Consider the following 23846-nt stretch of genomic DNA (forward strand, 5'->3'; position numbering starts at 1 on the left):
TCGTAGTCGGGAGCTCCGCTGCCGCCAAGCCTGTGCCACGAGTTATCGCAATGCACATTCGCATGGGCGCAGCGACGCGGCGATCCTGACGCGTGATGCGGCGGCAGCGCCATCTTGGCGCTAGCCCCGTGCGCACGTGAAACCGTCGCCGGCGCGCTCGATTTCCGACTTTCGGAATCTTCGAGGACCGAGCAGGCGGACTTGACGCCTGCGCGACGGTCCGTCGCAACGGCGCGGATTTGAGCAATGCGTGCTCAATTCTTGCACCGGCACGATCCAATATTTTGTGCGCCCACGGACAAGCCATCCGCGCAGGCCCGCACCTAAGCTTGCCTTCGAGCTTGGACCGGGGCGACGGCACCAATGCACCGCCGGACCAGCGCGACATCATCGTTCGAAGGAGCTGGCAACATGCAGACGAGGCTATTCACCGGAGCGCGGCGGGCGTGGCTTGCCGCGCTCGGTGTCATCATCGCGGCGGGACTTCTCGCCCCCATCGACGCGCAGGCGGCGACGCCCGGGGGCTGCGCGGCGCTGAAGGAGAAATATCCGGACTGGAAGGGCAAGACGCTGGTCAACGCGATCAATCCGCACACGCCGGGCTATGAGTCGATCGACCCGAAAGACCCGAGCAAATATGTCGGCTTCGACATCGATCTCGGCGAGGCCATCGGCGACTGTCTCGGCTTCAAGCTGACCTACAAGCCGGTGACCTTCGCCGCGCTGCTGACGACCTTGGCGAGCGGCCAGGCCGACATCGTCATCTCCGACATCTACGCCACCAAGGAGCGCGCCAAGGCCGCCGACTTCATCACCTACTCCAAGGTGTTCGACGGCGTGCTGGTCGCCAAGGGCAACCCGAAGGGCATCAACGGCATCAACCTGTCGATGTGCGGCGCGGCCGCGGCCGAGAACACCGGCTACGTCGAGGTGCCGCTGATCCAGGATCTCGCGCCGAAATGCAAGGAAGCCGGAAAGCCTGAGCCGACGATCCAGCTCTACGACAACAACGCCAACTGTATCCAAGCCATCCTGGCGGGGCGCGCCGACACCTATGTCAACGACGTCAACACCGTCGACCAGGCGGTGAAGGCTTATCCGGACAAGCTGGAAAAGGCGATCGCGGTCACCATCCCCTATTCGGTCGGCATCGCCGTTCCCAAGGACAAGCCGAAGTTCCGCGACGCCGTCATGGCCGCGCTGATCGAGGTGCAGAAGGAAGGCATCCATCAGGAGCTGCTGAAGAAGTGGCAGCTCGATCCGGCGAACTTCAAGGAGCCGGATATTCTCACGGCGGACTAACAGGCGCTCCGTTCGAAGGCGGATCTGTCGCCGCAGAGACAGTGCGCTCCCCTCCCCCCACGCGAAGCGGAGCTTCGCTAGGCGGGGAGGGGTCGGGGGTGGGGGTCCACACGAAGACTCTTTGCTGGGTACCCCCCTCCCCAGCCCTCCCCCACAAGGGGGGAGGGAGCGCACCAGTTCCGCGGCGACACATGCGTGAGCCACCTTCGTAGCTGACGATCTCAGCACCGCTGAGAGCACCATCTTCGTAGGGTGGGCAAAGCGAAGCGTGCCCACCGTCTTTCTTCCCGAACACCGCGGTGGGCACGGCGCTCCGCGCCTTTGCCCACCCTACATAGCCAGGCCGACTGATGTCCCTCTTCCTGCATTATCTCAGCATGCCGTATCTGCTGCAGGGCATCGAGCTGACCCTTCAGGTCACCGCGCTCGGCCTGATCGGCGGACTAATCCTCGGCCTCGTCCTCGCGGCCATGCAGCTAAGCCGGTTCTGGCTGCTGGCGGCGATCGCACGCGGCTACACCGTGATCTTCCGCGGCACACCCCTGATCCTGCAGATGGTGTTCGCCTACGACGCGCTGCCGCATATCGGCATCAAGCTGCCGGCGGTGCTGGCGGCGGGCCTCGCACTCGCCTGCAACGAGGCGCCGTTCATCGCCGAGATGCTGCGCTCCGGCGTGCTCGGCGTCGATCGCGGCCAGCTCCTGGCCGGCCAGGCGCTCGGCATGACGCCATCAGTGCTGATGCGCCGCATCATCGCGCCGCAGGCGATCCGCACCATGATCCCCGCCTTCGGCAACGAGGCGGTGAGCGCGCTGAAGAACTCCTCGCTCGCCTCCGTCATCGCGGTGCAGGAATTGACCTTGCGTTCGACGCAGCTCGCGTCGTCCACCTTCGACTTCTTCTCGATCTTCTTCGCCTCGGGTCTCATCTATCTCGTGCTGACCGGCGCGATCAGCGTCATCCAGCTCGCGCTGGAATGGCTGCTCGATCTCGACCGCACGGCGAAGCAGCGCAAGCTGGCGGACTACCTTGCGCTATTGCTACCTTGGCGCCGCATCGGCCACGCGACGAAGCTGGGACTCGCCGAGAAAACAGCCCCTGCCATCGAGGCCGCGCCGCCGGAGCCCGCCGAACTGAAAGAAACGCCGCCGCTAGCGCTGTCGATCGAGGATCGCGCCAGGCGCGCGGCGACGGTCGCCCGCAACAATGTCGCCGTCGAGGTCACCGGGCTGCGCAAGGCCTATGACGGCCACACCGTGCTCGACGGGCTCGATCTCACCGTGCGCATCGGCGAGGTGATCGCGCTGCTCGGCCCCTCAGGCTCCGGCAAGAGCACGCTGCTCCGCTGCATCAATCACCTGGAGAACTGGGATTCCGGTGAGATCCGCGTCGGCGGCCGCCAGCTCGGCTTTGACGAGGCCGGCCGCAAGCTGTCGCCGCGCGCGATCGCCAATGAGCGCGCCAACGTCGGCGTCGGCATGGTGTTCCAGCAGTTCAACCTGTTCGGCCATCTCACCGCGAAGGAGAATGTCGCAGGTCCCTTGCGCTGGGTGCACGGCCTGGGCCGCTTCGAGGCCGAGCGCCGCGCGGCGGAGCTGCTCGACCGCGTCGGCCTGTCGCATCGCGCCGATGCGCTGCCGCGCCATCTGTCCGGAGGCCAGCAGCAGCGCGTGGCGATTGCCCGCGCGCTGGCGCCGAACCCGAGCGTGCTGCTGCTGGACGAGCCGACCTCAGCGCTCGATCCCGAGCTCGTGGGCGAGGTGTTGGAGGTGATCCGCCGGCTCGCCATCGACGATGGGCTCACCATGATCATTTCCACGCATCAGATCCGCTTCGCCGACGAGGTCGCCGACCGCGTCGCCTTCCTCAACGGCGGCGTGATCCTCGAAGAGGGACCGGCGCACGATGTGCTGACCAACCCGCGCCATCCGCTGACCGCGCGCTTCCTCTCGGTGATGGACGCCGAGCGGCCGAAGGACGCGGTGGCATGAGCCCGCTCCACCGAATTCTCAACATCCTCGATCTCTGAGCAAAGAGGCCCTCGCATGAAGCACCATCTGCTGCCGGTGTCCAACAAGACCGTTCACTGGGGTTATTTCTCCAAGGTGGTGACACCCGCGCTTACCTTGCGCTCCGGCGACCGCGCCACGATCGAGACGCTGACGCATCACGCCAACGATGACTACGAGCGCATGATCAAGGACGATCCCGGCGCCGAGAGCGTGTTCGAGTGGACGAAGGAGCACAAGGCCGTGGCGCGGCGCGGCTCCGGTCCGACCGAGGGCCCGTTCATCCGCGGCTCCGGCGAAGGCATCGGCGTGCATCTGCTGACCGGACCGGTCGCGATCGAAGGCGCCGAGCCCGGCGACGTGCTGGAGGTGCGGATCCTCGACATCAGGCCGCGGCCGAGCCAATGCGGCTGCCATGCCGGCAGATGCTTCGGCTCCAACGCCGCCGCCAATTGGGGCTTTCACTATCACGACCTGATCGAGGAGCCGAAGCCGCGCGAGGTCGTCACCATCTTCGAGCTGGACACCGCGGGGGAGCCGTTCGCCAGGGCGGTCTACAACTACGTCTGGACGCCGCAGACCGACCCCGACGGCATCGTGCATCCGACCATCGACTATCCCGGCGTGCCGGTCGATCACTCGACGATCAGGAAGCGGGAGAACATCCTGCCGAATATAAAGGTGCCGGCGCGGCTGCATTTCGGCACCATGGGCCTCGCGCCCTCCGAGGCCGACTACGTCTCCTCCATCCCGCCGAGCTACACCGGCGGCAACATCGACGACTGGCGCATCGGCAAGGGCGCGAGGATGTACTATCCGGTCGCCGTGCCCGGCGCCTATTTCTCGGTCGGCGATCCTCATGCCGCGCAAGGTGACAGCGAGCTCGGCGGCACCGCGATCGAGACCTCGCTCACCGGCGACTTCGAGTTCATCCTGCACAAGAAGAACGATCTCGGCGGCACCCAGCTCGAGGGCCTGACCCATCCGCTGCTGGAGACCGATCAGGCGTGGTCGGTCTACGGCTTCACCTATCCGAACTACCTCGCCGAACTCGGCGCCAATGCGCAGACCGAGATCGCCAACCATTCCAGCCTCGACCGCGCCATGCGCGACGCCTTCCGCAAGCTGCGCCGCTTCCTGATGACGGTGCATCATCTCAGCGAGGACGAGGCGATCTCGCTGTTGTCGGTCGGCGCCGATTTCGGCGTCACCCAGGTGGTGGACGCCAATTGGGGCGTGCATGGCACGATCCGCAAGAACGTGTTCCGGTGTGAGTGAGGTCGACGTCGGGCACCCTCTCGCCCAGCGCAAGGTGCGCTCCCTCCCCCGCTTGCGGGGGAGGGTCGGGGTGGGGGCGCCCCAAGCGACACCGCCGCTGTGGACCCCCACCCCTCCCCGCAAGGGGGAGGGGAACAGACCGCGCGCGCGGCGACAGCCCCAGCGACAACGACACCAGGAGCCGACGACTGACGCGCACCGAAACGCCGATGCCAAAACGACAAACGGTCAAGCTCATCTGGCACGGGGGTTGCTTCGCGTTCCCGGACCCGGGGCGTGCCATGAGTTTTCGTCCGTTCACCAGCGAATCCTATGCAAGGGACGAACGCCCTGAAGCGTGGCGCGACGTGCTGAATGCGGTCGGGCTGCAGCCCGCGGCGAAGACGCCATTCTATGATGGCCATGCCACCGCCTCGCATCGCCATGCGCCGGGCATCGCGCTCTCGCGGCTGTCGGCCGGCGCGCAGGTGGTCACTGCGGTTCCGCAGCCCCACGAAGACCTGCCGATCGTGCTGCTGGCGATCGAGGACGGCGCCGTGCTCCGGAGCGGCGACAGCCACCGCATCGTGCCCGCGGGGCATCTGATGCTGCTGCCGCGCACGGGAGACTGGGGGATCGCCTTCCAGCGCGACCTGCGCGCGATCGTGCTGTCGGTGACGGCGGACGCCCTGCATGGCCGCATCAGCGGCAAGCTGAAATTGGCCAGGCCCCAGGTGATCGCGCCGAGCGGTCTTGCCGACGTGGTCTGCCGCACCATCGAGGCCACCGCGCGGGCGCTCGAAACCCTCAGCGATGCCGAATGGAGCACGGTCGCACAGAGCCTGGTCGATCTGCTGCTGACGCTCGCCCATCAACAAGCGGTGCCGGCAACGGAGGCCGGCAGCAGCGCGACGCAGGCCGCGATCCTTCACCGGATCTGCCAGACCATCGAGCGGCGGCTCGACGATGCCGAACTGACGCCGGCGCGGGTGGCCCAGGCCGAAGGCATCTCAGAGCGCTATCTGCAGAAATTGTTCGAAGGCGCTGGTGATAATTTCAGTCACTACGTGAGGGAACGGCGGCTGCAGCGGGCCTGGACCGACCTGTCCAATCCGGCCGAAGCCAACCATTCGATCTCGGAGATCGCCTATCGCTACGGCTTCGCCGATTCGGCACATTTCAGCCGCAGCTTCCGCGCCCGCTTCGGCCTGTCGCCGCGCGAGTTCCGGCAGCAGAAGGCCGAGCAGGCGATCACGTCGGCGACTCCGCGCGGCCAGCGCGGCTGGCCGCAGGATGCGCTGGCGCAGCAGCGCGTCTGCGAGAGGCCGGCGTCAACCAGGAGCGACATCGCCCTACCCGCGCCGGCCAACGACCAGGATGCGCGGCGGCATCACCATCATCTCGCGGTGTCGGCCGAACGGGTGCATTGGGGCTATTTCAGCCGCTCGCTGCCGCCGCAGATCGAAATCGCATCCGGCGACACGATCACGGTGGAGACGCTGACCCAGCATGCCTCCGATGATCCCGAGCTGATGATCGCAGGCGATGCCGCTGCGCTCAGCGTGTTCGGCTGGACCAAGGCCAAGAAGAACGTCGACCGCCGCGGCGCCGGTCCGATGGACGCCAGCGTGTTCGGCCGCGGCGCCGGCGAAGGCTTTGGCGTCCACATCTGCACCGGCCCGGTCGCGATCAAGGACGCGCAGCCCGGCGACGTGCTCGAAGTTCGCATCCTCGACATCGTGCCGCGGCCAAGCAAGAGCAGGACGCATGAAGGCCGTGTGTTCGGCTCCAGCGTCGCGGCGTGGTGGGGCTATCACTACAACGAACTGATTGCAGCACCGGCGCCGCGCGAGGCGGTGACGATCTACGAGATCTTTGCCGGCGATCCCGAGCCGCATGCGCGCGCGCTCTATTCCTACCGCTGGGAGCCGCAGACCGATCCGGCCGGAGTCGTCCACGCGACCTACGACTATCCCGGTGTGCCGGTGGCGCCCGGCAGCATCAAGCGCCGCCACGGCGTGCTCGACAACATCCGCATTCCGCTGCGGCCGCATTTCGGCGTGATCGCGGTGGCGCCGCGCGAGGTCGACTTCGTCGATTCGATTCCGCCGTCCTATTTCGGCGGCAATCTTGACAATTGGCGGCTGGGCAAGGGCGCGACCGTGTATCTCCCCGTCGCGGTTCCCGGCGCGCTGCTGTCGGTCGGCGACCCCCACGCCACGCAAGGCGACGGCGAGCTCGGCGGCACGGCGATCGAATGCTCGATGACTGGCACGTTCCAGGTCATCCTGCACAAGAAGGCGCAGCTCGCGGGGAAGCCGTTCGCCGATCTCTCTTACCCGCTGATCGAGACCGCGACCGACTGGGTGCTGACCGGCTTCAGCCACCCGAACTATCTCGCCGAGTTCGGCGCGCAAGGCCAAAGCGAGGTCTACGCGACCTCCTCGCTCGACCTCGCGATGAAGGATGCCTTCCGCAAGATGCGCCGCTTCCTGATGCACATCAAAGGCCTCAGCGAGGACGAGGCGGTCGCGCTGATGTCGGCGGCGGTGGACTTCGGCGTCACGCAGGTCGTCGACGGCAATTGGGGCGTGCACGCGATCCTGAGCAAGCGGCTGTTCGAGGATGCGGGCTGACTCTCGATCCAATCGCTGCGTCCCGGAATTCCGTCATTGCGAGCGAAGCGACTTGTCCGCCGAAGCTCGAAGAGCGAAGGCGGAAGCAATCCAGGGCGTCACGCTCGGCCCTGGATTGCTTCGTCGCTTCGCTCCTCGCAATGACGACTAATGTTGTGTTTCGAGCGAAGCCCCGAACAAAGGACCATCCCTATGCAGTTCCACATGATCTCCGGTGCGACCAGGCCGGTGGCGCCGTTCAGCCACGCGGTCGAAACCGACGGCTTCGTGTTCGTCACCGGCCAGATGCCGGACTCGCCGGAGGCGCCGGGCGTGCTGCCGGAGGGGATCGTGCATCAGACGAAGGCGGTGATGCAGAACTTGAAGTACATCCTCCAAGGTCTCAACCTTGGCCTCGAACATATTGTGATGTCTCGGATTTACCTGACCGAGTTCAAGCGGGATTACGCGGCGATGAATGAAACCTATCGTTCATTCTTCCCGCCGGACCGGCTGCCGGCCCGCACCTGTGTCGGCGTCACCGGTCTTGCCTATGACGCGCTGATCGAGATCGATCTGGTCTGCCGAAGACCATAGTACCCATTGGTAAACATCTCCTCAACGCGAGGCCCCGTCATTCGATCCGGGCTGGGGAGCGTCCCGCTGTTGCCGATTGTGTGCCGAGGCCCGGCGGTGTCAATTCGCCGGACCATCAGGCGGGATCGGGGAGTGCCATGCCGTATCAGTTTTCCAATCGTCAGCAGATCCGCAAGCCGGCGGTGACCAGCAAGGGCGGCATTGTCGCGGCGCAGTCACGGCGCGCCGCCGAGGTCGGGGCCGAGGTGCTGGCCGCGGGAGGCGACTGCGTCGATGCCGTGGTGGCGACCGGCTTTGCGCTCGGCGTGCTCGAGCCGTGGATGAGCGGCCTCGGCGGCGGCGGCGCCATGCTGCTGTACCGCGCCAGGGACAACCACGTCGAGGTGATCGACTACGGCATGCGCGCGCCCGACAGCCTTGATGCCGCGGACTATCCGCTGGCCAATGACGGCAGCGTCGCGGCCGACATCTTTCCCTGGCCCCGCGTCAAGGACGACCGCAATCTGCACGGCCCCGGCGCGATCGCAGTGCCCGGCGTCGTCGCGGGCATGGAGGCGGCGCATCGCCGCTACGCGCGGCTGCCGTGGCAGGATCTCGTCACGCCGAGCGTGAAGCTCGCCGCCGAGGGCTTGCTGGTGGACTGGTGGACCACCGTGATGATCTCGAGCTGCGCCGCCGACCTGCGCCGCTATCCCGGCAGCGCCGCGGCCTATCTGAAGGATGGCTTGCCGCCGAATCCGCAATGGGGCGCCAAGGCGGTGACGCGGCTGCCGCAGGAGCAGCTGAAGGCGACGCTGGCACATCTTGCCAGCGCCGGCGCGCGCGACTTCTACCGCGGCGACATCGCCCGCTCGCTGACTCGCGACATCCAGGCCGCCGGCGGCGCGCTCTCGGTGGATGACCTCGCCGCGTTCGAGGCGCATGTCCGCGATCCCCTGCGCATCCCCTATCGCGGCGGCACGGTGTTCGCGACGCCGGAGCTGACGGCCGGCCCGACGCTGGCTCACGCGCTGCGGCTGATGCAGGCGCGCGTGACGGCATCGGGCAAGGCGCCGGATGCAAGCACGTTCATCGCCTATGCCGAGGCGGTGCAGTCGGCGTACCGCGAACGGCTGAACGACATGGGCGATGCGCCTGGCAAGCGCGCGCTCGGCGCCGAATATCTCGCGCCGGCCTGCACCACGCACTATTCGGTGGTGGACCGCGACGGCAACATGGCGGCGGTGACGCAGACGCTGCTGTCGGGCTTCGGCTCGAAATTCCAGGCGCCGCAGAGCGGCATCATGATGAACAACGGCATCATGTGGTTCGACCCGACGCCCGGCACGACGAACTCGCTGGCTCCGGGCAAGCGCTGCCTCACCAACTACACGCCGGTGGTGGCGCAGGCCGCCGATGGCCGTCGCCTCGCCCTCGGCGCCTCCGGCGGCCGCCGCATCCTGCCCGCCGTGGCACAGATGCTGTCCTTCGTGATGGACTTTGGCATGGATCTCGATACGGCGATCCACCAGCCGCGCATCGACGCCAGCGAAGGTGACGTGGTCGGCGCCGACACCCGGCTGCCGGCGGAGGTGATGGACGTGCTGACAGCGAAGTTCGAGACCGTGCCGGCGCCGCTGCAAACCATGCCGATGAAATTCGCCTGCCCCAGCATCGTGCTGCGCCAGGGCGACGTGAACAGCGGCGCGACGGAAATCTTCCACGCCTGGGGCGATGCGGTGGCGGAGCGGTGAGGAGGTCCGGGGGCCCGACGCGTCGCGCGCTCCTACCACGGCAAGTTCGTCGACCCTTTCCTCAATTCTCGAAATTCACGGCGGTGGTGTTCGCGCCGCAGATCAAGATCGCGACGCGTTCGGCTGGTGCAGGACGATAAACGCCGGACAGCAACGCGGCAAAGGCCGCGGCTCCGCCGGGCTCGGTGACGATGCGCAACGCCGTCCAGAGCGCTTGCTGCGCGGCGCGGATGGCGTCGTCGCTGACGACCGCGACATCCGGCGCGGCAAAGCGTTGGACAATGGGAAACACCCGCGCGCCGATCCGGCGTGGTGCGAGGCTGTCAGCGGCGATGCCACCGGCCGGCGCATCGACCGGATGCCCTGCCGCCAGCGCGTCGCGCAACGTCGGCGCGCCCTCGGGTTCCACCGCCACAACCTTGACGCGCCCCTCATACCAAGCGGCGATGCCGGCAATCAGCCCGCCGCCGCCGACAGCAACCAGCAGCGTGTCGATCTCGGGCGCGTCGCGCTCGATCTCCAAGCCGACCGTCCCCTGCCCCAGCATGGTCTCGGGCTGGTCGAAGGCGTGGATCGGCATCGCACCCGTGGCCGCAACATGCCGTTCGCTCGAAGCAAGCGCATCGGCGTAGCGATCGCCGCCGACATGAATATCCGCGCCGCAACGCCGGATGAGATCGATCTTCGACGGCGAGGCGATGCTCGGCACGAAGATCGCCGCCTTGCGGCCGAGACGCTGGGCTGCCAGCGCCACCGCGACGCCGTGATTGCCGCCCGACGCCGCGGCCACGCCCGCTTCGGGCACCTCGCGCATCAGGAGATTGGCGAATGCGCCGCGCGCCTTGAACGAGCCGCCATGCTGCATGAATTCGAGCTTGAGCCGCAACGGGCGAGCCGAGAGACCGACGTCGCCGCCCGCGATCGTGATCAGCGGTGTGTGCCGGACATGGGGCCTGATGAGTTCGTGGGTCGCGGCGATCCGCTCCCGCGTAAACGCCGTGGACGTTTCCGACATGCCGCACCTCTCCTGCGCATCTTGACACAGCTTAGCTAATTGGCAAAGTTACAAAATGGCTCCCGACCTCGTGTTTCGCGCCCTGGCCAACGACAAGCGGCTGCAGATCCTGGAATGGCTGCGTGATCCCGCGCGGCATTTCCCGCCGCAGCGCGACGGTGACTTGGTCAAGGATGGCGTCTGCGGGCTCTTCATCGCCGACAAGCTCAGCGTATCGGCACCGACGCTTAGCGAGCACATGCGCGTGCTGACGGCCGCAGGGCTCGTGAAGGCCAAGCGCGCCAAGGGCTGGACCTTCTACAAGCGCGACGAACAAGGCCTCAAGACAGCGCGACGGCTGCTCACCGCCGCACTCTAGACCTGGCGAGAGGCGTGACGAACGCTCTCATTGGGCGGACGCTCGGCAGCCGCGCTAGCACTGTCATACGGTCGGCGGTGACGGCACGGCGATTTGCGGAAAGCTTGCCCGCAAGAAGGCCCGCATACGGGAGCGGAACGCGGCCACGTTCAAGCCAACGAGCGCAAGCCCGATCAAGCCGCCGACGAGCAACGTCGGCAAGGACCAGGTCTGGCCCCCCACTGCGGCGAGCGCCGGACCGAACAAGCCGGCTGCGACCACCACGACAGCAATGCAGCTCGCCGGCGCCAGACAGATGTCCCACCCGATGACGGAACGCTCGGTTGCGTCGACATGCAGCCTGCCGACGACGAGGGGAATCTGAATCAGAATCAATCCGCGCGGCCGCAGCCAGATCACACGATGCCTCTCGTCCCAGTAGACGGTGCAGGTGCTGAGCTTGACTCTCCTGCCCGCCGCCAGTTCGGATTGAAGAACAAATCGATCCCGCTCCCATCCGATCCGCAGGAAGGCTCCGAGATAGGGCCGGTAGAGGGCCATGATTGCGATCAGGTCGAAAATCACAGTGCCAAACAGCAAAGGCGCGAGCCAGGACGGCAGATCGACCGGGGTGGGAGCCGCAGACGGAGGATCGTGAGGCTGAAGAGATGGACGTCCGACCTGGTTCGGCACGGGTCCGGCAAAGCCGCGGATCTCCAGGCGCAGGATCACGCTGTCAGACGGGTCGTAGCAAATCCGGACGTAAGCACCGGGCGTGAGCGGGCCGCCGCGGGCCGCCGTCGCGTGGAAGCCCTCAATGAGATCCATGTCCGAATATTGGAACGGCACGCCCGACACCGTGAACGACTCGCTCGGACGCCGCGCGAGCGGCCCCGGCGTGAACTGCTCGACGGGCCCCTCGACCATCCGGCATTCGCCGCTCGCGGCCAGCCTGTGATGACGGTGATAGGGGACGAAGGTCAACGCAAAGGCCCCAACGGTCCAAATCGTCGCGAACACGACCGGGCCATAGCGCACGACATTCGACTTCGGGAGATACGGAATTCCTAGAGCTTGCAGCCCGCGGGGAAGCGCCGCGAGAAGTCCGGTCAGAACGATGAAGAGCAGGCCGGTCGCGGGAATCCACGAGGCCATGAAACCCGCGTCGAGGACATCGAAGACCTTCACGAACTGATCAGGCGTCATCGCTTCAGGCTCACTCTCGACCAGCAGTCTCTGCAATTGCGAACGGCGGCACCGACATCCTATCCGACCAGTGCCGTCATCAACGCGCTGTCCGCATCCGCCAGATCGTCGATCACGTCGAAATGGTGCCGGTCCGGCGCCTCGACATAAGCCGTGGATGCGCCAAGCCCCATCCAGATATTGGCGAGCAGCTGAGCCTGGCGGCGGAATTCGTTGCGCTCGGCGCCGCCAACCCAGGCAGTGACCTTGACGTGATCGATCGGCACCAGCAGCGCGGGGCTCTCCTTCGCAGCCGTGGCGTCGTCGATATGCAGCGTGTCGTTCATCGCGGTCCGTTGCAGCGGGCGCAGATCGTGCAGGCCGGAGAGCGAGACCACGCTGGTGATGCGCCCCTGTCGCTCCGGCGACAGCGGCGCGCCGCGGCAGATCATGCGGCTGACGAGATGGCCGCCGGCGGAATGCCCGGTCAGTGCCACCGGCCCGCCGACCTCGTCCATCGCCCGCGCGATCGCCTGCGCGACATCGGTCGAAATGTTGGCGAGGCCGACCTCGGGGCACAGCCGGTAGGACGGCATCGCCACGGCATGGCCGCGCGCGATCGCGCCTTGCGCGAGGTGCGACCAGAAGCTCTTGTCCAGCCGCATCCAGTAACCGCCATGCACGAACACGACGAGGCCCTTCGGCTTGCCCTCGGGCAGGAACAGATCGAGGCGCTGCCGCTCATGCGCGCCATACGCGATGTCGAGCTTGGCACGGCCCTGCCCCACCATGTCGGCGCGATAGCTCTCCGCCGGCGCCACCCACAGCCCGGGCCAGCGCTCGCCGCCGGCGATGTTCGGGCCGTTGGCGTAAGCGTTGTCCCAGTCCTTGACGGCATAGAGCATGAGGATCTCCTGATCGATTGATGTGCGCGCGGGCTCACAGCCCGGTGCGCAGCTTCCAGAGTTCGGGGAACAGCACGATCTCCAGCATCTTGCGCAGATAGTTGACGCCGCTGGTGCCCCCGGTGCCGGTCTTGAAGCCGATGATACGCTCCACCGTGGTGACGTGGTTGAAGCGCCAGCGGCGGAAATAATCCTCGAAATCGACCAGCTTCTCGGCGAGCTCATACAGCTCCCAATGCCGCTGCGGCTCGCGATAGACGCTGGTCCAGGCGGCCGCGACCTCCGCGCTCTCAGCGCGCGTGCCGCGCCAGTCGGTGCGCTGGCCGTCGGCGCCGATGAAGAAGCCGCGCCGCGCCAGCAGACGCAGCGCTTCGTCGTACAGGCTGGGCTTCGCCAGGATCGCTTCCAGCTCGGCGGTCAGCTCCGGATGATGGGCATGCGGGCGCAGCATCGCGAGATTGCGGTTGCCGAGCAGGAATTCGATCGAACGATACTGGAACGATTGGAAGCCGGAGGACTCGCCGAGCTTGTCGCGGAACAGCGTGTACTCGCTCGGCGTCATCGTGCGCAGCACGTCCCAGGCGCCGTTGAGCTGCTCGAAGATGCGTGACACCCGCGTCAGCATCTTGAACGCCGGCTGCACGTCGTCTTTGGCGATCGCGGCCATCGCCGCCTTGATCTCGTGGATCGCGAGCTTCATCCACAATTCGGAGGTCTGGTGCTGGATGATGAACAGCAGCTCGTCATGCGCGGTCGAGAGCGGCGCCTGCGCATCGAGCAGGCGATCCAGCATCAGATAGTCGCCATAGGACATCCGACCCTTGAAGTTCATCCGCGCACCCTCGGTGGCGGGATCGTAGGGCGCGCTGCTCACGTCACGAGCTCCTTCTGGCGATAGTCGGGCCTGTCCCACAGACTGTTGTCGAGGACCTCCGCGAGGATGCCCACGGCGCCGCGCACCTCGGCCTCGCCGATATAGAGCGGCGTGAAGCCGAAGCGCAGCGCGTCCGGCGCGCGGAAGTCGCCGATCACGCCGCGCGCGATCAGCGCGCGCATGATCGCATAGCCGTCCGGGTGGCGGAACGACACCTGGCTACCGCGCTGCGTCGCATCACGCGGTGACGCCAAGGTCAGCGACGGACAGCGCTTCTCGACCTCGGCGATGAACAATTCCGACAGCGCGATCGAAGCCGCGCGCACGTCCGGCATCGACACGCCGTCCCAGGCGTCGAGCGCGGCATCGAGCGCGGCGAGCGCAATGATCGGCGGCGTGCCGATGCGCATGCGCTCGATGCCGCCGCCGGGGCGGTAGTCGAGATCGAAGGCGAACGGCGCCTCGTGCCCCATCCAGCCGGACAACGCCGGCGGCGCGATGTCTGCGTAACGCGGCGCGACATAGATGAAGGCCGGCGCGCCGGGACCGCCATTGAGATATTTGTAGGTGCAGCCGACCGCGAAGTCGGCATCCGCGCCCGCGAGATCCACCGGCACAGCGCCGGCGGAATGCGCGAGGTCCCACACCGTGAGCGCGCCGGCCGCGTGCGCCTTCTTCGTCAGCGCGGCCATGTCGTGCATGCGGCCGGTGCGGTAATCCACCTCGGTCAGCATCAGCACTGCGACGCTGTCGTCGATCGCCGCCTCCACCTGCTCGGGCTCGACCACCTTCAAGGTGGCGCGGTCGCCGAGCATGCGGACCAGGCCCTGCGCCATATAGAGATCGGACGGGAAGTTGCCGCTGTCGGACAGGATCACGCGGCGGCCCGGATTGAGCGACAGCGCCGCGGCGAGCGCCTGATACACCTTGATCGAGAGCGTATCGCCCATCACGACCGTGCCGGGCGCGGCCCCGATCAGCCGGGCGATGCGATCGCCGACCCGGCGCGGCTGCACCATCCATCCGGCGGTGTTCCAGCCGCGGATCAGCTCCTGTCCCCACTCCGCTTCGATCATGCGGCCAACGCGGGCGGGCACGGCCGACGGCAGCGCGCCGAGCGAATTGCCATCGAGATAGATGACCCCTTCAGGTATCGTGAAGAGCGATCGGGTCCTGGAAAAATCGGTCATGCGGCTCCTGCTTCGTTCACGGCCTGAATGCATGATTCGCGCCGGGTCGGGCCAGATCAAGCCGGTCCCATCGCGACCGGCACCGCGCGGGCCGCATGGCTCGCGAAGACGTGACGATGGCGACACAATCCAGCCGGTCGATCGCCGCCGGCCGGTGACATTGACGCGCCACGGCAGGCTTGTCACGGGCGGCGCGTGGCGCATGATAGATCGATCTGAACTGCCGATGGAGCCCAACATGCGCATTCTGGTGCCGCTCGTCCTGCTGATGGCGCTGCTGATGCACCCTGCCGAGGCTGCCGACGCCAGCGCGGCGCAGAGCGTCATTCGCGCCCAGGAACAGGCTTTGGCGCGCGACGACGGAGCGACCGCCTATGCCCAAGCCGCGCCGGAGATCCAGGCGCTGTTTCCGAGCGTCGAGATCTTCATGAGCATGGTCAAAAGCGGCTATCCGCCGGTCTATCGCCATCGCAGCTTCGAATTCGGCGCCGCGCAGGTCGAGGACGGCAGCATCGCGCAGCGCGTGCACATCGTCGATGCCGAAGGCGAGGCGTGGGAGGCTCTGTACACGTTGCGGACCCAGCCCGACGGCAGCCTCAGGATCACCGGCTGTTCGCTGTTGAAGACGGGCCAGTCGGTCTAGCGCTGAGCGGCTACGTCACGCCGAAGCGCTTCTTGAACTGCTCGACATTGATGAGGCCGCGGCCGTGGCGGCCGTCGCCGATCTTCACGTCGCCATGATAGGCCTCGACCGAGAAGCGGATGACGCGGCGCTCGACCTCGATCACCTCGGCGACCGTGCGGATGGTCGCGCCGACCGGCGAGGCCGCGAGATGGCGGACGTTGACCTCGGTGCCGACCGTAACCCAGCCCGGCGGCAGCGCCGGGTTGATGGCGTCGCCCGACGTCATCTCCATCTCCAGGATCATCATCGGCGTCGCATAGACCATCGGCATGTGCGGCACGAAATGCCCGACGGTGCGCTCCGGCGGCACCACCAGCAGACGCTCGGCGCGCATGCCCGGCTTGATGATCTCACGTGCGTCCATGGCTGCTCCGAACTGTGCTGTCGTCCCGGACAAGCGCGCGGCACGCGCGCGCCGATCCGGGATCCATACGCCGTGGCGGTCGTGATGGGCGAAGGGCCAATGACCAGCGTGCCTCGAGCCGCTCCCTTGGGGGTATGGGTCCCGGCGTTCGCCGGGACGACCGCGGTGATCGTCGAGACAGATGTCATAGCCTCGCTTTCGCCAGGACGACGGCCAACTACTTCTTCTGCTCGGCCAGGCGCTCGACGAAGGTCTTGCCGCCCTTCATCTTGTGCGTCAGCGGCGCCTCGTTGATCTGGATCACCACCGCTTCCGGATCGACGCCGAGATGCGTCACCAGCGCCTTGGTGATATCGCGCATCATGTTGGCCTTCTGCTCGTCGGTGCGGCCGGCGGCCATGCTCACGGTGATCTCGGGCATTCGTTGCTCCCTGTTGTTGTCTCTGCTGCGTCATCGCCGGGCTTGCCCCGGCGATCCATCTTCTGAAATCGATGGCGTCGTTTGAAGAGATGGATACGCGGGTCTAGCCCGCGTATGACGAGTCTTGTTATCCCCAGCTCACGTCGTGGCGCGCGAGCACCTCGCGGACGCCGGCGACCAGTTCGTCCTCCTTGGCTGAGAATTGCGCCGGGCGGCTCTCGCGCCATTCCTGGTTGGAGGCGATCGCGGCGGCCGCCTTGGCGCCCTCGATCAGGTCCTTGATCTGCACCTCGCCACGCGCCTTCTCGTCCGAGCCCTGGATGATGACGCAGGGCGCGTTGCGGCGGTCGGCATATTTGAGCTGGTTGCCCATGTTCTTCGGATTGCCGAGATAGAGCTCGGCGCGGATGCCGTGATTGCGCAGGGTCGACACCATCTTCTGATAGTCGGCGACGCGGTCGCGGTCGAACACGGTGACGACCACGGGCCCGAAGGCGGGGCGCGTGTCGAGCTTGCCGAGCAAGGTCAGCGCCGCCTGCAGGCGCGACACGCCGATGGAGAATCCGGTCGCCGGCACCGGCTCGCCGCGGAAGCGCGAGACGAGACCATCATAGCGCCCGCCGCCGCCGACCGAGCCGAAGCGCACCGGACGGCCCTTCTCGTCCTTGGTCTCGAGCAGGAGTTCGACTTCGTAGACAGGGCCGGTGTAGTATTCGAGACCACGGACGACGGAGGGTTCGACGCGGACGCGGCTGTAACCGTAACCGGCCGCGCTGCACAGCCTGGCGATCTCGGTCAGCTCGTTGACGCCTTCCACATAGGCCGGCGAGGACATGAACAATTTCTGCTGAGCAACGCTCGCCAAGACCTGGGCGTTGAACTGCAGATCCTGCTCCTCACCTTGGATTTGCGGCTCCGCGACCTTCATCTCGAAGAAGGCCAACAGGGCGTCGATCTGACTTTCAGTCAGGCCCGCGCCCTTGGTGAAATCACCCTTGCCGACCTCGCCGCCGTCCCAGCGGCCCTCGCCGAGCAGCTTCTTGATCTCTGAAATCGGAAACTTGTCGGCCTTGTCGATTGCCCTGAGCACCGTCAGCCGACGGCCCACGTGCTCATCACCGCCGATGCCGATCGCATCCATCACGCCATCGAGCACCTTGCGGTTGTTCACCTTCACGACATACGAGCCGCGCGGAATCCCCAGCGCCTCCATCGCATCCGCCGCCATCATGCACATCTCGGCGTCCGCCGCCGGCGAGCCGGAGCCGACCGTGTCGGCGTCGAACTGCATGAACTGGCGGAAGCGGCCAGGGCCGGGCTTCTCGTTGCGGAAAACGTAGCCGGCGCGATAGCTGCGATACGGCTTTGGCAGCGCGTCGAAATTCTCGGCCACGTAGCGCGCGAGCGGCGCGGTCAGGTCGTAGCGCAGCGAGATCCACTGCTCGTCATCGTCCTGGAACGAGAACACGCCCTCGTTCGGACGATCCTGGTCGGGCAGGAACTTGCCGAGCGCGTCGGTGTATTCGAACGCCGGCGTCTCCACCGGCTCGAAGCCGTAGCGCTCGTAGACGGCGCGGATCTTCTCGACCATCTCGCGCGTGGCGGCGATCGCCGCGGGGCCGCGATCCTCCAGCCCGCGCGGCAGCCGCGCCTTCAGCTTCTGGGGTTTCTTGGGTTTGTCGGACATCTGGGACCGGAACGTAGGGCGGGCAAAGCGCAGCGTGCCCACGGCTGACAAAGACCGGAACGGTAGGCACGGCCCGCTGTCGCGGTCCTTTGCCCACCCTACGGGATGGAATGCGTTGGCTCGGTTGGTAGCAGTCAGGGCGGGGTGCGGCAACCCGAAGCAGGGTTGGGCCCGGGGCGCGCTGGCTCGGCTGCGGCCTGTGAATTTGAGCCGAGCATTCGCTCCGATTGCGGTGCGCCCCCTCCCCCTTGCGGGGAGGGGTTGGGGGTGGGGGTCCACACGGGCAGTCTTTGCTGGGACCCCCACCCCCGACCCCTCCCCGCAAGGGGGAGGGGAGTCGACCGTCCGTGGGGCGCCCAGCCCCTACTTCACATCCCGGATCCAATGATGCGGATCGGGGCTGCGGCCGTACTGGATGTCGACGAGCTGCTTGCGCAGGCCCATGGCGACCGGGCCGGCCTCGCCGCCGTTGATCAGGACCTCGCCGCTCGCCGAGCACACCTTGCCGATCGGCGAGATCACCGCGGCGGTGCCGCAGGCGAACGCCTCCTTCAGCTTGCCGCTCTTGGCGTCCGCCCGCCACTGGTCGATCGAGTACGCCTCCTCGCGCACCTCGCGGCCGGCGTCGCGCGCCAGCTTGATGATGGAATCGCGGGTGATGCCGGGCAGGATGGTGCCGAGCGGCGGCGTCGACAGCGAGCCGTCGTCGAACACGAAGAACACGTTCATGCCGCCAAGCTCCTCGACATAGCGGCGCTCGATCGCGTCCAGGAACACGACCTGGTCGCAGCCATGCGCGATCGCCTCGGCCTGCGCCTTGAGGCTCGCGGCATAATTGCCGCCGCATTTGACGCCGCCCGTGCCGCCGACCGCGGCGCGGGTGTAGTTCTCCGAGACCCAGATCGAGACCGGCGCCGCGCCGCCCTTGAAATAGGAGCCGACCGGCGAGGCGATCACCGCGAAGATGTATTCCGCCGACGGCTTCACGCCGAGGAACACCTCGTTGGCGATCATGAACGGGCGCAGATACAGGCTGCCCTCGCCGCCCGGGATCCAGGCGCGGTCGATGCGGACGAGTTGCTCCACCGCCTCGATGAAGACCGCCTGGGGCAGTTGCGCCATCGCCATGCGCTCGGCCGAATTCCAGAACCGCTTGGCATTGGCATCGGGGCGGAACAGGTTCACGCCGCCATCGTCGCGCTTATAGGCCTTCAGGCCCTCGAAGATCTCCTGCGCATAATGCAGGACGGCTGCGGCCGGATCGAGCGGGAAGTTGGCGCGGGATTCGACCCGCGCGCTGTGCCAGCCCTTGTCCTGGCTGTACTGGACCACGGCCATGTGATCGGTGAACACCCGGCCGAAGCCCGGGTTGGCGAGCTTGGCCGCGCGCTCCTGGTCGGAGGTCGGGTTCGTCGTCGGCTTGATGTCGAATGTCAAAGTCATGTCCTTGCTTCCCCCGCTCTGATCGCCATTCGCGAGTTCTGGCGCCGCCCCGTCCGATCGGGCCAGTCGGCTTTCTGAATTTCGGACCTGCCGCGACCGGCTTTGAGCCGGTCACCGGGCAAGCATGCCACCACAGGACATGCTTTTGCGCCCGGCGGAAGTCCAGTATGGTTTGCCGAAATGCCGCTCGACATCACACGGTTGTTCGATACGTCGCCCAAGGATGCCCGTCGGGGTTGCCTACGGCCCGTTGAGACACGCCTGGAGACCATTGCCCGCCGATGAAACGATCTAAAATTTCGCAGCGGGCGATTGTTTTGTAACATTGAACCGCAGAAACGTCAATATGGCTGACATAAATTTCTCGTCTCCGACGTTGAGCCCCGAGCTGCGCGCGGCTGAGCCCTCCGCGACGGCCGGCGAGCCGCTGCGCTGGGACATCATCGAGCTCTTGTTCTTCGCCTATCGCGACTTCGTGGGCGATGCCGACCACGAGCTGGAGGCGTTCGGATTCGGCCGCGCGCATCACCGCGTGATGCATTTCGTCACACGCTATCCCGGCCTGAAGGTCGCCGATCTGCTCGACGTTCTGCGCATCACCAAGCAGTCGCTCGGCCGCGTGCTCAAGCAGCTGCTGGACGAGGGCTACATCGTGCAGAAGACGGGCAACAACGACCGCCGCCAGCGCCTTCTTTTCGCCACGCCGAAGGGCGAGGCGCTGGTCGCCAAGCTGGCTGGGCTGCAGACGCGGCGCATCGATCATGCGCTGGAGCAGATCGGGCCGGCCGGCGCCGAAAAGGTCCGGCAGTTCCTGCGCGCGATGATCGATCGCGACGATCCGGACAAGGTGCTGGAAGCCATCTTCAAGACGCCTGTCGCCGCCGCCAAGGAGTGACCGTGACGATCGCCGCCATCGCACCGCATCCGCCGCAGACGCCGGCCGACGATGCACCGCATCTCCTGCTCGTCGACGACGACCGCCGTATCCGCGATCTGTTGTCGCGCTTCCTGCGCGGCGAAGGCTATCGCGTCACCACGGCGGCGAGCGCAAGCGATGCTCGCGCCAAGCTCACCGGGCTGCATTTCGATCTCCTGATCCTCGACGTGATGATGCCCGGCGAAAGCGGCTTCGACCTCGCCCGCTTCATCCGCACGCAATCGTCGGTGCCGATCGTGATGCTGACCGCGCGCGCTGAGCCCGACAGCCGCATCGAGGGCCTGCAGCTCGGCGCCGACGACTACGTGGCAAAGCCTTTCGAACCGAGAGAGCTCGCGCTGCGCATCGGCAACATCCTCAAGCGCGCCGCGCCGCCGCCGGCGGAGGAAGTCGTCGAGCAGATCGCGTTCGGCCCGTTCGTCTATCATCTGGCGCGCGGCGAGCTGAAGCAGGGCGAGGAGATCGTCCACCTCACCGACCGCGAGCGCGAGATGCTGCGCATCCTCGCCAATGCCCGCGGCGAGACCGTGCCGCGCGGCGCGCTGACCGGCAACGGCACCGTCAACGAGCGCGCCGTCGACGTCCAGATCAACCGCCTGCGCCGCAAGCTGGAGAGCGATCCGGCCAACCCGCTGTTCCTGCAAGCCGTGCGCGGCATCGGCTATCGGCTGATGGTGACGGGCTGAGGCGGTGCAGGTGAAGGTCTCGACGTCATTGCGAGCGCGACGAAGCAATCCAGAGGCCCGCGATGACTCTGGATTGCTTCGTCGCTTCGCTCCTCGCAATGACGGAAGCAGCGAGGGCGTCCCAGCATGAGCACGCTCGACACCGGCCTCACCCTCATCCGCACCGCATCCCGCCGCGTCTCGCGCGCCAACAGCATCGTCGGCAACGCGTTCAAGGGCTGGATGCCGACCGGCCTCTATGCGCGCGCGCTGCTGATCATGATCGTGCCGATGGTGATCCTGCAGACGGTGGTCGCGGGCGTGTTCATGGAGCGGCACTGGAACACGGTGACACGACGCCTCTCCGCCGCAGTGGTGCAGGACGTCGCCGCGCTGATCGACATCTACAAGGGCTATCCGCAGGACAAGGACCGCACCATGCTGCGCCGGATCGCGCAGCAGCGGCTCAACCTTGTGGTCGACTTCCTGCCGGCCGGCGACATGCCGCCGCCGGGGCCAAAACCGTTCTTCAACCTGCTCGATCAGTCGCTGTCGAGCCAGATCGGCCGCCAGATCAGCCGTCCGTTCTGGATCGACACCGTCGGCCGCTCCAACCTGGTCGAGATCCGCATCGCGCTCGATGATGCCGTGATGCGCGTGTTCGCGCAGCGCGGCGCGGCCTATGCGTCGAACACCGACATCTTCCTGTTCTGGATGGTCGGGACGTCGTCGATCCTGCTGATCGTCTCGGTGCTGTTCCTGCGCAACCAGATCAAGCCGATCCTGCGGCTCGCCGACGCCGCCGAGAGCTTCGGCAAAGGCCGCGAGGTGCCGAACTTCCGGCCGCGCGGCGCGCGCGAGGTGCGGCGTGCGGCGCACGCCTTCCTGGAGATGAAGGCGCGCATCGAGCGCACCCTGGAGCAGCGCACGGCGATGCTGGCCGGCGTCAGCCACGATCTGCGCACCATCCTGACGCGCTTCAAGCTGGAGCTGGCGCTGCTCGGCGACAGTCCCGAGATCGACGCCATGCGCAAGGACGTCGACGAGATGTCGCACATGCTCGAGGATTATCTCGCCTTCGCGCGTGGCGACAATGGCGAGATCGCGCAGCCGACCGACATCTCCAATGCGCTGGAAGAGCTGCGGAGCGACGCCGAGCGCAACGGCCATTCCGCCACGGTATCGTTCCACGGCCTGCCGGTGGTGACCGTGAAGCCGCAGGCGCTGAAGCGCTGCCTCGGCAACCTCGTCTCGAATGCCGCCCGCCATGCCGACGCGATCGCCATCACCGGCCATCGCGACCACCGCTACCTCACCATCACCGTCGACGATGACGGCCCGGGCATCCCGGCCGACATGCGCGAGGAGGTGTTCAAGCCATTCCTGCGCCTCGACGACGCGCGCAACCAGGACGAGGGCGGCACCGGCCTCGGCCTCGCCATCGCCCGCGACATCGCCCGCTCCCATGGCGGCGACATCACCCTTGGCGACAGCCCGATGGGCGGGTTGCGGGCGAGCGTGCGCATTCCGGTGTAGCGCGCCGCATAGCTCATTCCTGCGCGATCACCGCGTCGAGCCAGGCGCAGTTCAGCGGCGGAACGCGTGGGTCCGGCACACGGACGCCGCGTGCGGCGGCGGACAGCCGCATGTCACGCATGCGCTTGCGCTGCTCGTCCGGCAGGTACAATCGCTCGTGCCCCCACAGCGACGGGCCGTCGAAGGTCTCATGCGGCTGCCACGTCGCGGGATCGATCACCCGGCCGCCCCAGCCATATTCGATGAAGAAGCCGGAGGGGGTGTTGACGTAGAACGAGGTCATGTGGTCGTTGGTGTGACGGCCCAGCGTGTAGGCCACGCGCCCGTCGTCGAGCTGTGCCAGGTCGTAGCCCTGGCCGACGTCGTCGAGACTACCTAGTTCCACCATGAAGTGATGCAGTGTGCGGCGACCGGAGCCGACCATCGCGAAGCTGTGGTGACGGCCGTTGACGTGGAAGAAATAGAGCTTGTACGGCGTCAGGCCGAAGTCGGACACCTTGAAGCCGAGCAGGTCGCGATAGAACCGCAGCAGCGGCTCGACGTCCTCGACGTTGAGCACGACGTGCCCCATGCCGAGCGGCCCGGTGCGAAAGCCGGAGATCGGACGTCCCGGCCTGAAGGGATCCGAGGCGACGGCGGCCCCCCAGAACACCTCGATCGTGTTGCCGGCGGGATCCTGAAAGCAGATCAGCTCGCTGACATGACGCTCGTCGGCCAGTGCCTGCGAACCGCGGGCCACCTTCACGCCGTTGTCGTCGAGACGGCTCGCGAGCCGCGCGAGCGCGGCAGCGTCGCCGACCTCCCAGCCCATGACGGCGAGCCCGCCATCGCCGCTGCCATCGACGATCAGCCGCTGCTTGCGATCATCCATCCGATAGGCCTGCACGCTGGCCGCGCGATCCACGCGCTGCATCCCGAGGAGCTTGGTCGCCATGCGTCCCCACTGCTCCGCTTGGGACGACTTGATGCCGATGTAACCGAGCGCCGTTATTTCCATCTTGTTTTCTCCCGAAAGGCGCGGGCGGAATTTCGTATCAGCTCCGCGCGGTCCTGCAGTAGACTGCCGCCCCTGCATCCGGCTCGCGTTCT

The 23846-nt window shown here is 66.8% G+C and carries 20 protein-coding genes and 1 pseudogene; 11 read left to right on the plus strand and 10 right to left on the minus strand.

What is annotated here, in order from left to right:
- Positions 1–411 precede the first annotated feature (411 nt).
- The 6 genes from QX048_RS24140 (at position 412) to QX048_RS24165 (ending at position 9513) form a co-directional block, all read left to right on the plus strand.
- Positions 412–1302, plus strand: a complete 891-nt coding sequence (locus QX048_RS24140; RefSeq protein ID WP_316174330.1) for an ABC transporter substrate-binding protein — start codon at positions 412–414, stop codon at positions 1300–1302.
- Between the two features lie 350 nt (positions 1303–1652).
- Positions 1653–3293, plus strand: coding sequence for an amino acid ABC transporter permease/ATP-binding protein (locus QX048_RS24145; protein WP_316174331.1), 1641 nt, complete (start codon positions 1653–1655; stop codon positions 3291–3293).
- A 54-nt stretch (positions 3294–3347) separates the two neighbouring features.
- On the plus strand, positions 3348–4589 hold the full coding sequence (locus QX048_RS24150) for an acetamidase/formamidase family protein (RefSeq protein WP_316174332.1): 1242 nt from the start codon (positions 3348–3350) through the stop codon (positions 4587–4589).
- A 281-nt stretch (positions 4590–4870) separates the two neighbouring features.
- Positions 4871–7204 carry an acetamidase/formamidase family protein gene (locus tag QX048_RS24155; RefSeq protein ID WP_316174333.1) on the plus strand — a complete coding sequence of 778 codons (2334 nt, stop codon included), beginning with the start codon at positions 4871–4873 and terminating at the stop codon, positions 7202–7204.
- A gap of 192 nt (positions 7205–7396) precedes the next feature.
- Positions 7397–7780, plus strand: a complete 384-nt coding sequence (locus QX048_RS24160) for a RidA family protein (RefSeq protein ID WP_315825472.1) — start codon at positions 7397–7399, stop codon at positions 7778–7780.
- A gap of 137 nt (positions 7781–7917) precedes the next feature.
- Entirely contained in the window at positions 7918–9513 is a 1596-nt protein-coding gene (locus QX048_RS24165) for a gamma-glutamyltransferase (protein ID WP_315825359.1), read from the plus strand.
- Between the two features lie 61 nt (positions 9514–9574).
- Here QX048_RS24165 and QX048_RS24170 read toward each other — a convergent pair whose 3' ends face one another.
- Positions 9575–10528 carry a threonine/serine dehydratase gene (locus tag QX048_RS24170; protein ID WP_315825360.1) on the minus strand — a complete coding sequence of 318 codons (954 nt, stop codon included), beginning with the start codon at positions 10526–10528 and terminating at the stop codon, positions 9575–9577.
- A 55-nt stretch (positions 10529–10583) separates the two neighbouring features.
- Between QX048_RS24170 and QX048_RS24175 the strand changes: the two genes are divergently transcribed.
- Positions 10584–10886 (plus strand): helix-turn-helix transcriptional regulator, encoded by a 303-nt coding sequence (locus QX048_RS24175; RefSeq protein WP_315754417.1) that lies wholly within the window; start codon positions 10584–10586, stop codon positions 10884–10886.
- A gap of 63 nt (positions 10887–10949) precedes the next feature.
- Here QX048_RS24175 and QX048_RS24180 read toward each other — a convergent pair whose 3' ends face one another.
- From QX048_RS24180 to kynU, 4 genes are read right to left on the minus strand one after another with little or no spacing between them, the layout of a single operon-like run.
- Complete coding sequence (locus QX048_RS24180; protein WP_315825361.1) at positions 10950–12071, minus strand: hypothetical protein; 1122 nt, start codon at positions 12069–12071, stop codon at positions 10950–10952.
- A gap of 59 nt (positions 12072–12130) precedes the next feature.
- Complete coding sequence (locus QX048_RS24185) at positions 12131–12955, minus strand: alpha/beta hydrolase (RefSeq protein ID WP_315825362.1); 825 nt, start codon at positions 12953–12955, stop codon at positions 12131–12133.
- Positions 12956–12989: 34 nt separating this feature from the next.
- Entirely contained in the window at positions 12990–13829 is an 840-nt protein-coding gene (kynA, locus tag QX048_RS24190) for a tryptophan 2,3-dioxygenase (RefSeq protein WP_315825363.1), read from the minus strand.
- Positions 13826–15019 (minus strand): kynureninase, encoded by a 1194-nt coding sequence (gene kynU, locus QX048_RS24195; protein ID WP_315825473.1) that lies wholly within the window; start codon positions 15017–15019, stop codon positions 13826–13828. Before kynU ends, kynA begins: the two co-directional genes overlap by 4 nt.
- Positions 15020–15257: 238 nt before the next feature.
- On the opposite strand from kynU, the gene QX048_RS24200 reads away from it, so the two are divergent.
- On the plus strand, positions 15258–15662 hold the full coding sequence (locus QX048_RS24200) for a DUF4864 domain-containing protein (RefSeq protein WP_315713584.1): 405 nt from the start codon (positions 15258–15260) through the stop codon (positions 15660–15662).
- Between the two features lie 10 nt (positions 15663–15672).
- On the opposite strand, the gene QX048_RS24205 is transcribed toward QX048_RS24200, so the two are convergent.
- From QX048_RS24205 to QX048_RS24220, 4 genes and pseudogenes are all read right to left on the minus strand, one after another.
- Entirely contained in the window at positions 15673–16068 is a 396-nt protein-coding gene (locus tag QX048_RS24205; RefSeq protein ID WP_315713585.1) for a thioesterase family protein, read from the minus strand.
- 217 nt (positions 16069–16285) lie between these two features.
- Positions 16286–16492 (minus strand): annotated as a pseudogene (locus QX048_RS24210) (tautomerase family protein); the annotation flags it as partial.
- A 124-nt stretch (positions 16493–16616) separates the two neighbouring features.
- On the minus strand, positions 16617–18176 hold the full coding sequence (hisS, locus tag QX048_RS24215; protein WP_315754427.1) for a histidine--tRNA ligase: 1560 nt from the start codon (positions 18174–18176) through the stop codon (positions 16617–16619).
- A 363-nt stretch (positions 18177–18539) separates the two neighbouring features.
- Positions 18540–19619 carry a branched-chain amino acid aminotransferase gene (locus tag QX048_RS24220; protein WP_315825364.1) on the minus strand — a complete coding sequence of 360 codons (1080 nt, stop codon included), beginning with the start codon at positions 19617–19619 and terminating at the stop codon, positions 18540–18542.
- A 346-nt stretch (positions 19620–19965) separates the two neighbouring features.
- Between QX048_RS24220 and QX048_RS24225 the strand changes: the two genes are divergently transcribed.
- The 3 genes from QX048_RS24225 to QX048_RS24235 all read left to right on the plus strand — a co-directional run bounded on the left by QX048_RS24225 (position 19966) and on the right by QX048_RS24235 (position 22757).
- The gene (locus QX048_RS24225) at positions 19966–20514 is read left to right on the plus strand and encodes a MarR family winged helix-turn-helix transcriptional regulator (RefSeq protein WP_315754431.1); all 549 of its coding nucleotides are present in this window, start codon (positions 19966–19968) and stop codon (positions 20512–20514) included.
- Positions 20511–21242, plus strand: a complete 732-nt coding sequence (locus QX048_RS24230; protein ID WP_315825365.1) for a response regulator transcription factor — start codon at positions 20511–20513, stop codon at positions 21240–21242. Before QX048_RS24225 ends, QX048_RS24230 begins: the two co-directional genes overlap by 4 nt.
- Before the next feature lie 126 nt (positions 21243–21368).
- Positions 21369–22757 (plus strand): ATP-binding protein, encoded by a 1389-nt coding sequence (locus QX048_RS24235; RefSeq protein WP_315713591.1) that lies wholly within the window; start codon positions 21369–21371, stop codon positions 22755–22757.
- Positions 22758–22770: 13 nt separating this feature from the next.
- Here QX048_RS24235 and QX048_RS24240 read toward each other — a convergent pair whose 3' ends face one another.
- Positions 22771–23754: a VOC family protein gene (locus tag QX048_RS24240; RefSeq protein WP_315825366.1), complete on the minus strand. Its 984-nt coding sequence runs from the start codon at positions 23752–23754 to the stop codon at positions 22771–22773.
- Positions 23755–23846 lie beyond the last annotated feature (92 nt).

Source organism: Bradyrhizobium sp. SZCCHNS30572, from assembly GCF_032484415.1.
Lineage (GTDB): Bacteria > Pseudomonadota > Alphaproteobacteria > Rhizobiales > Xanthobacteraceae > Bradyrhizobium.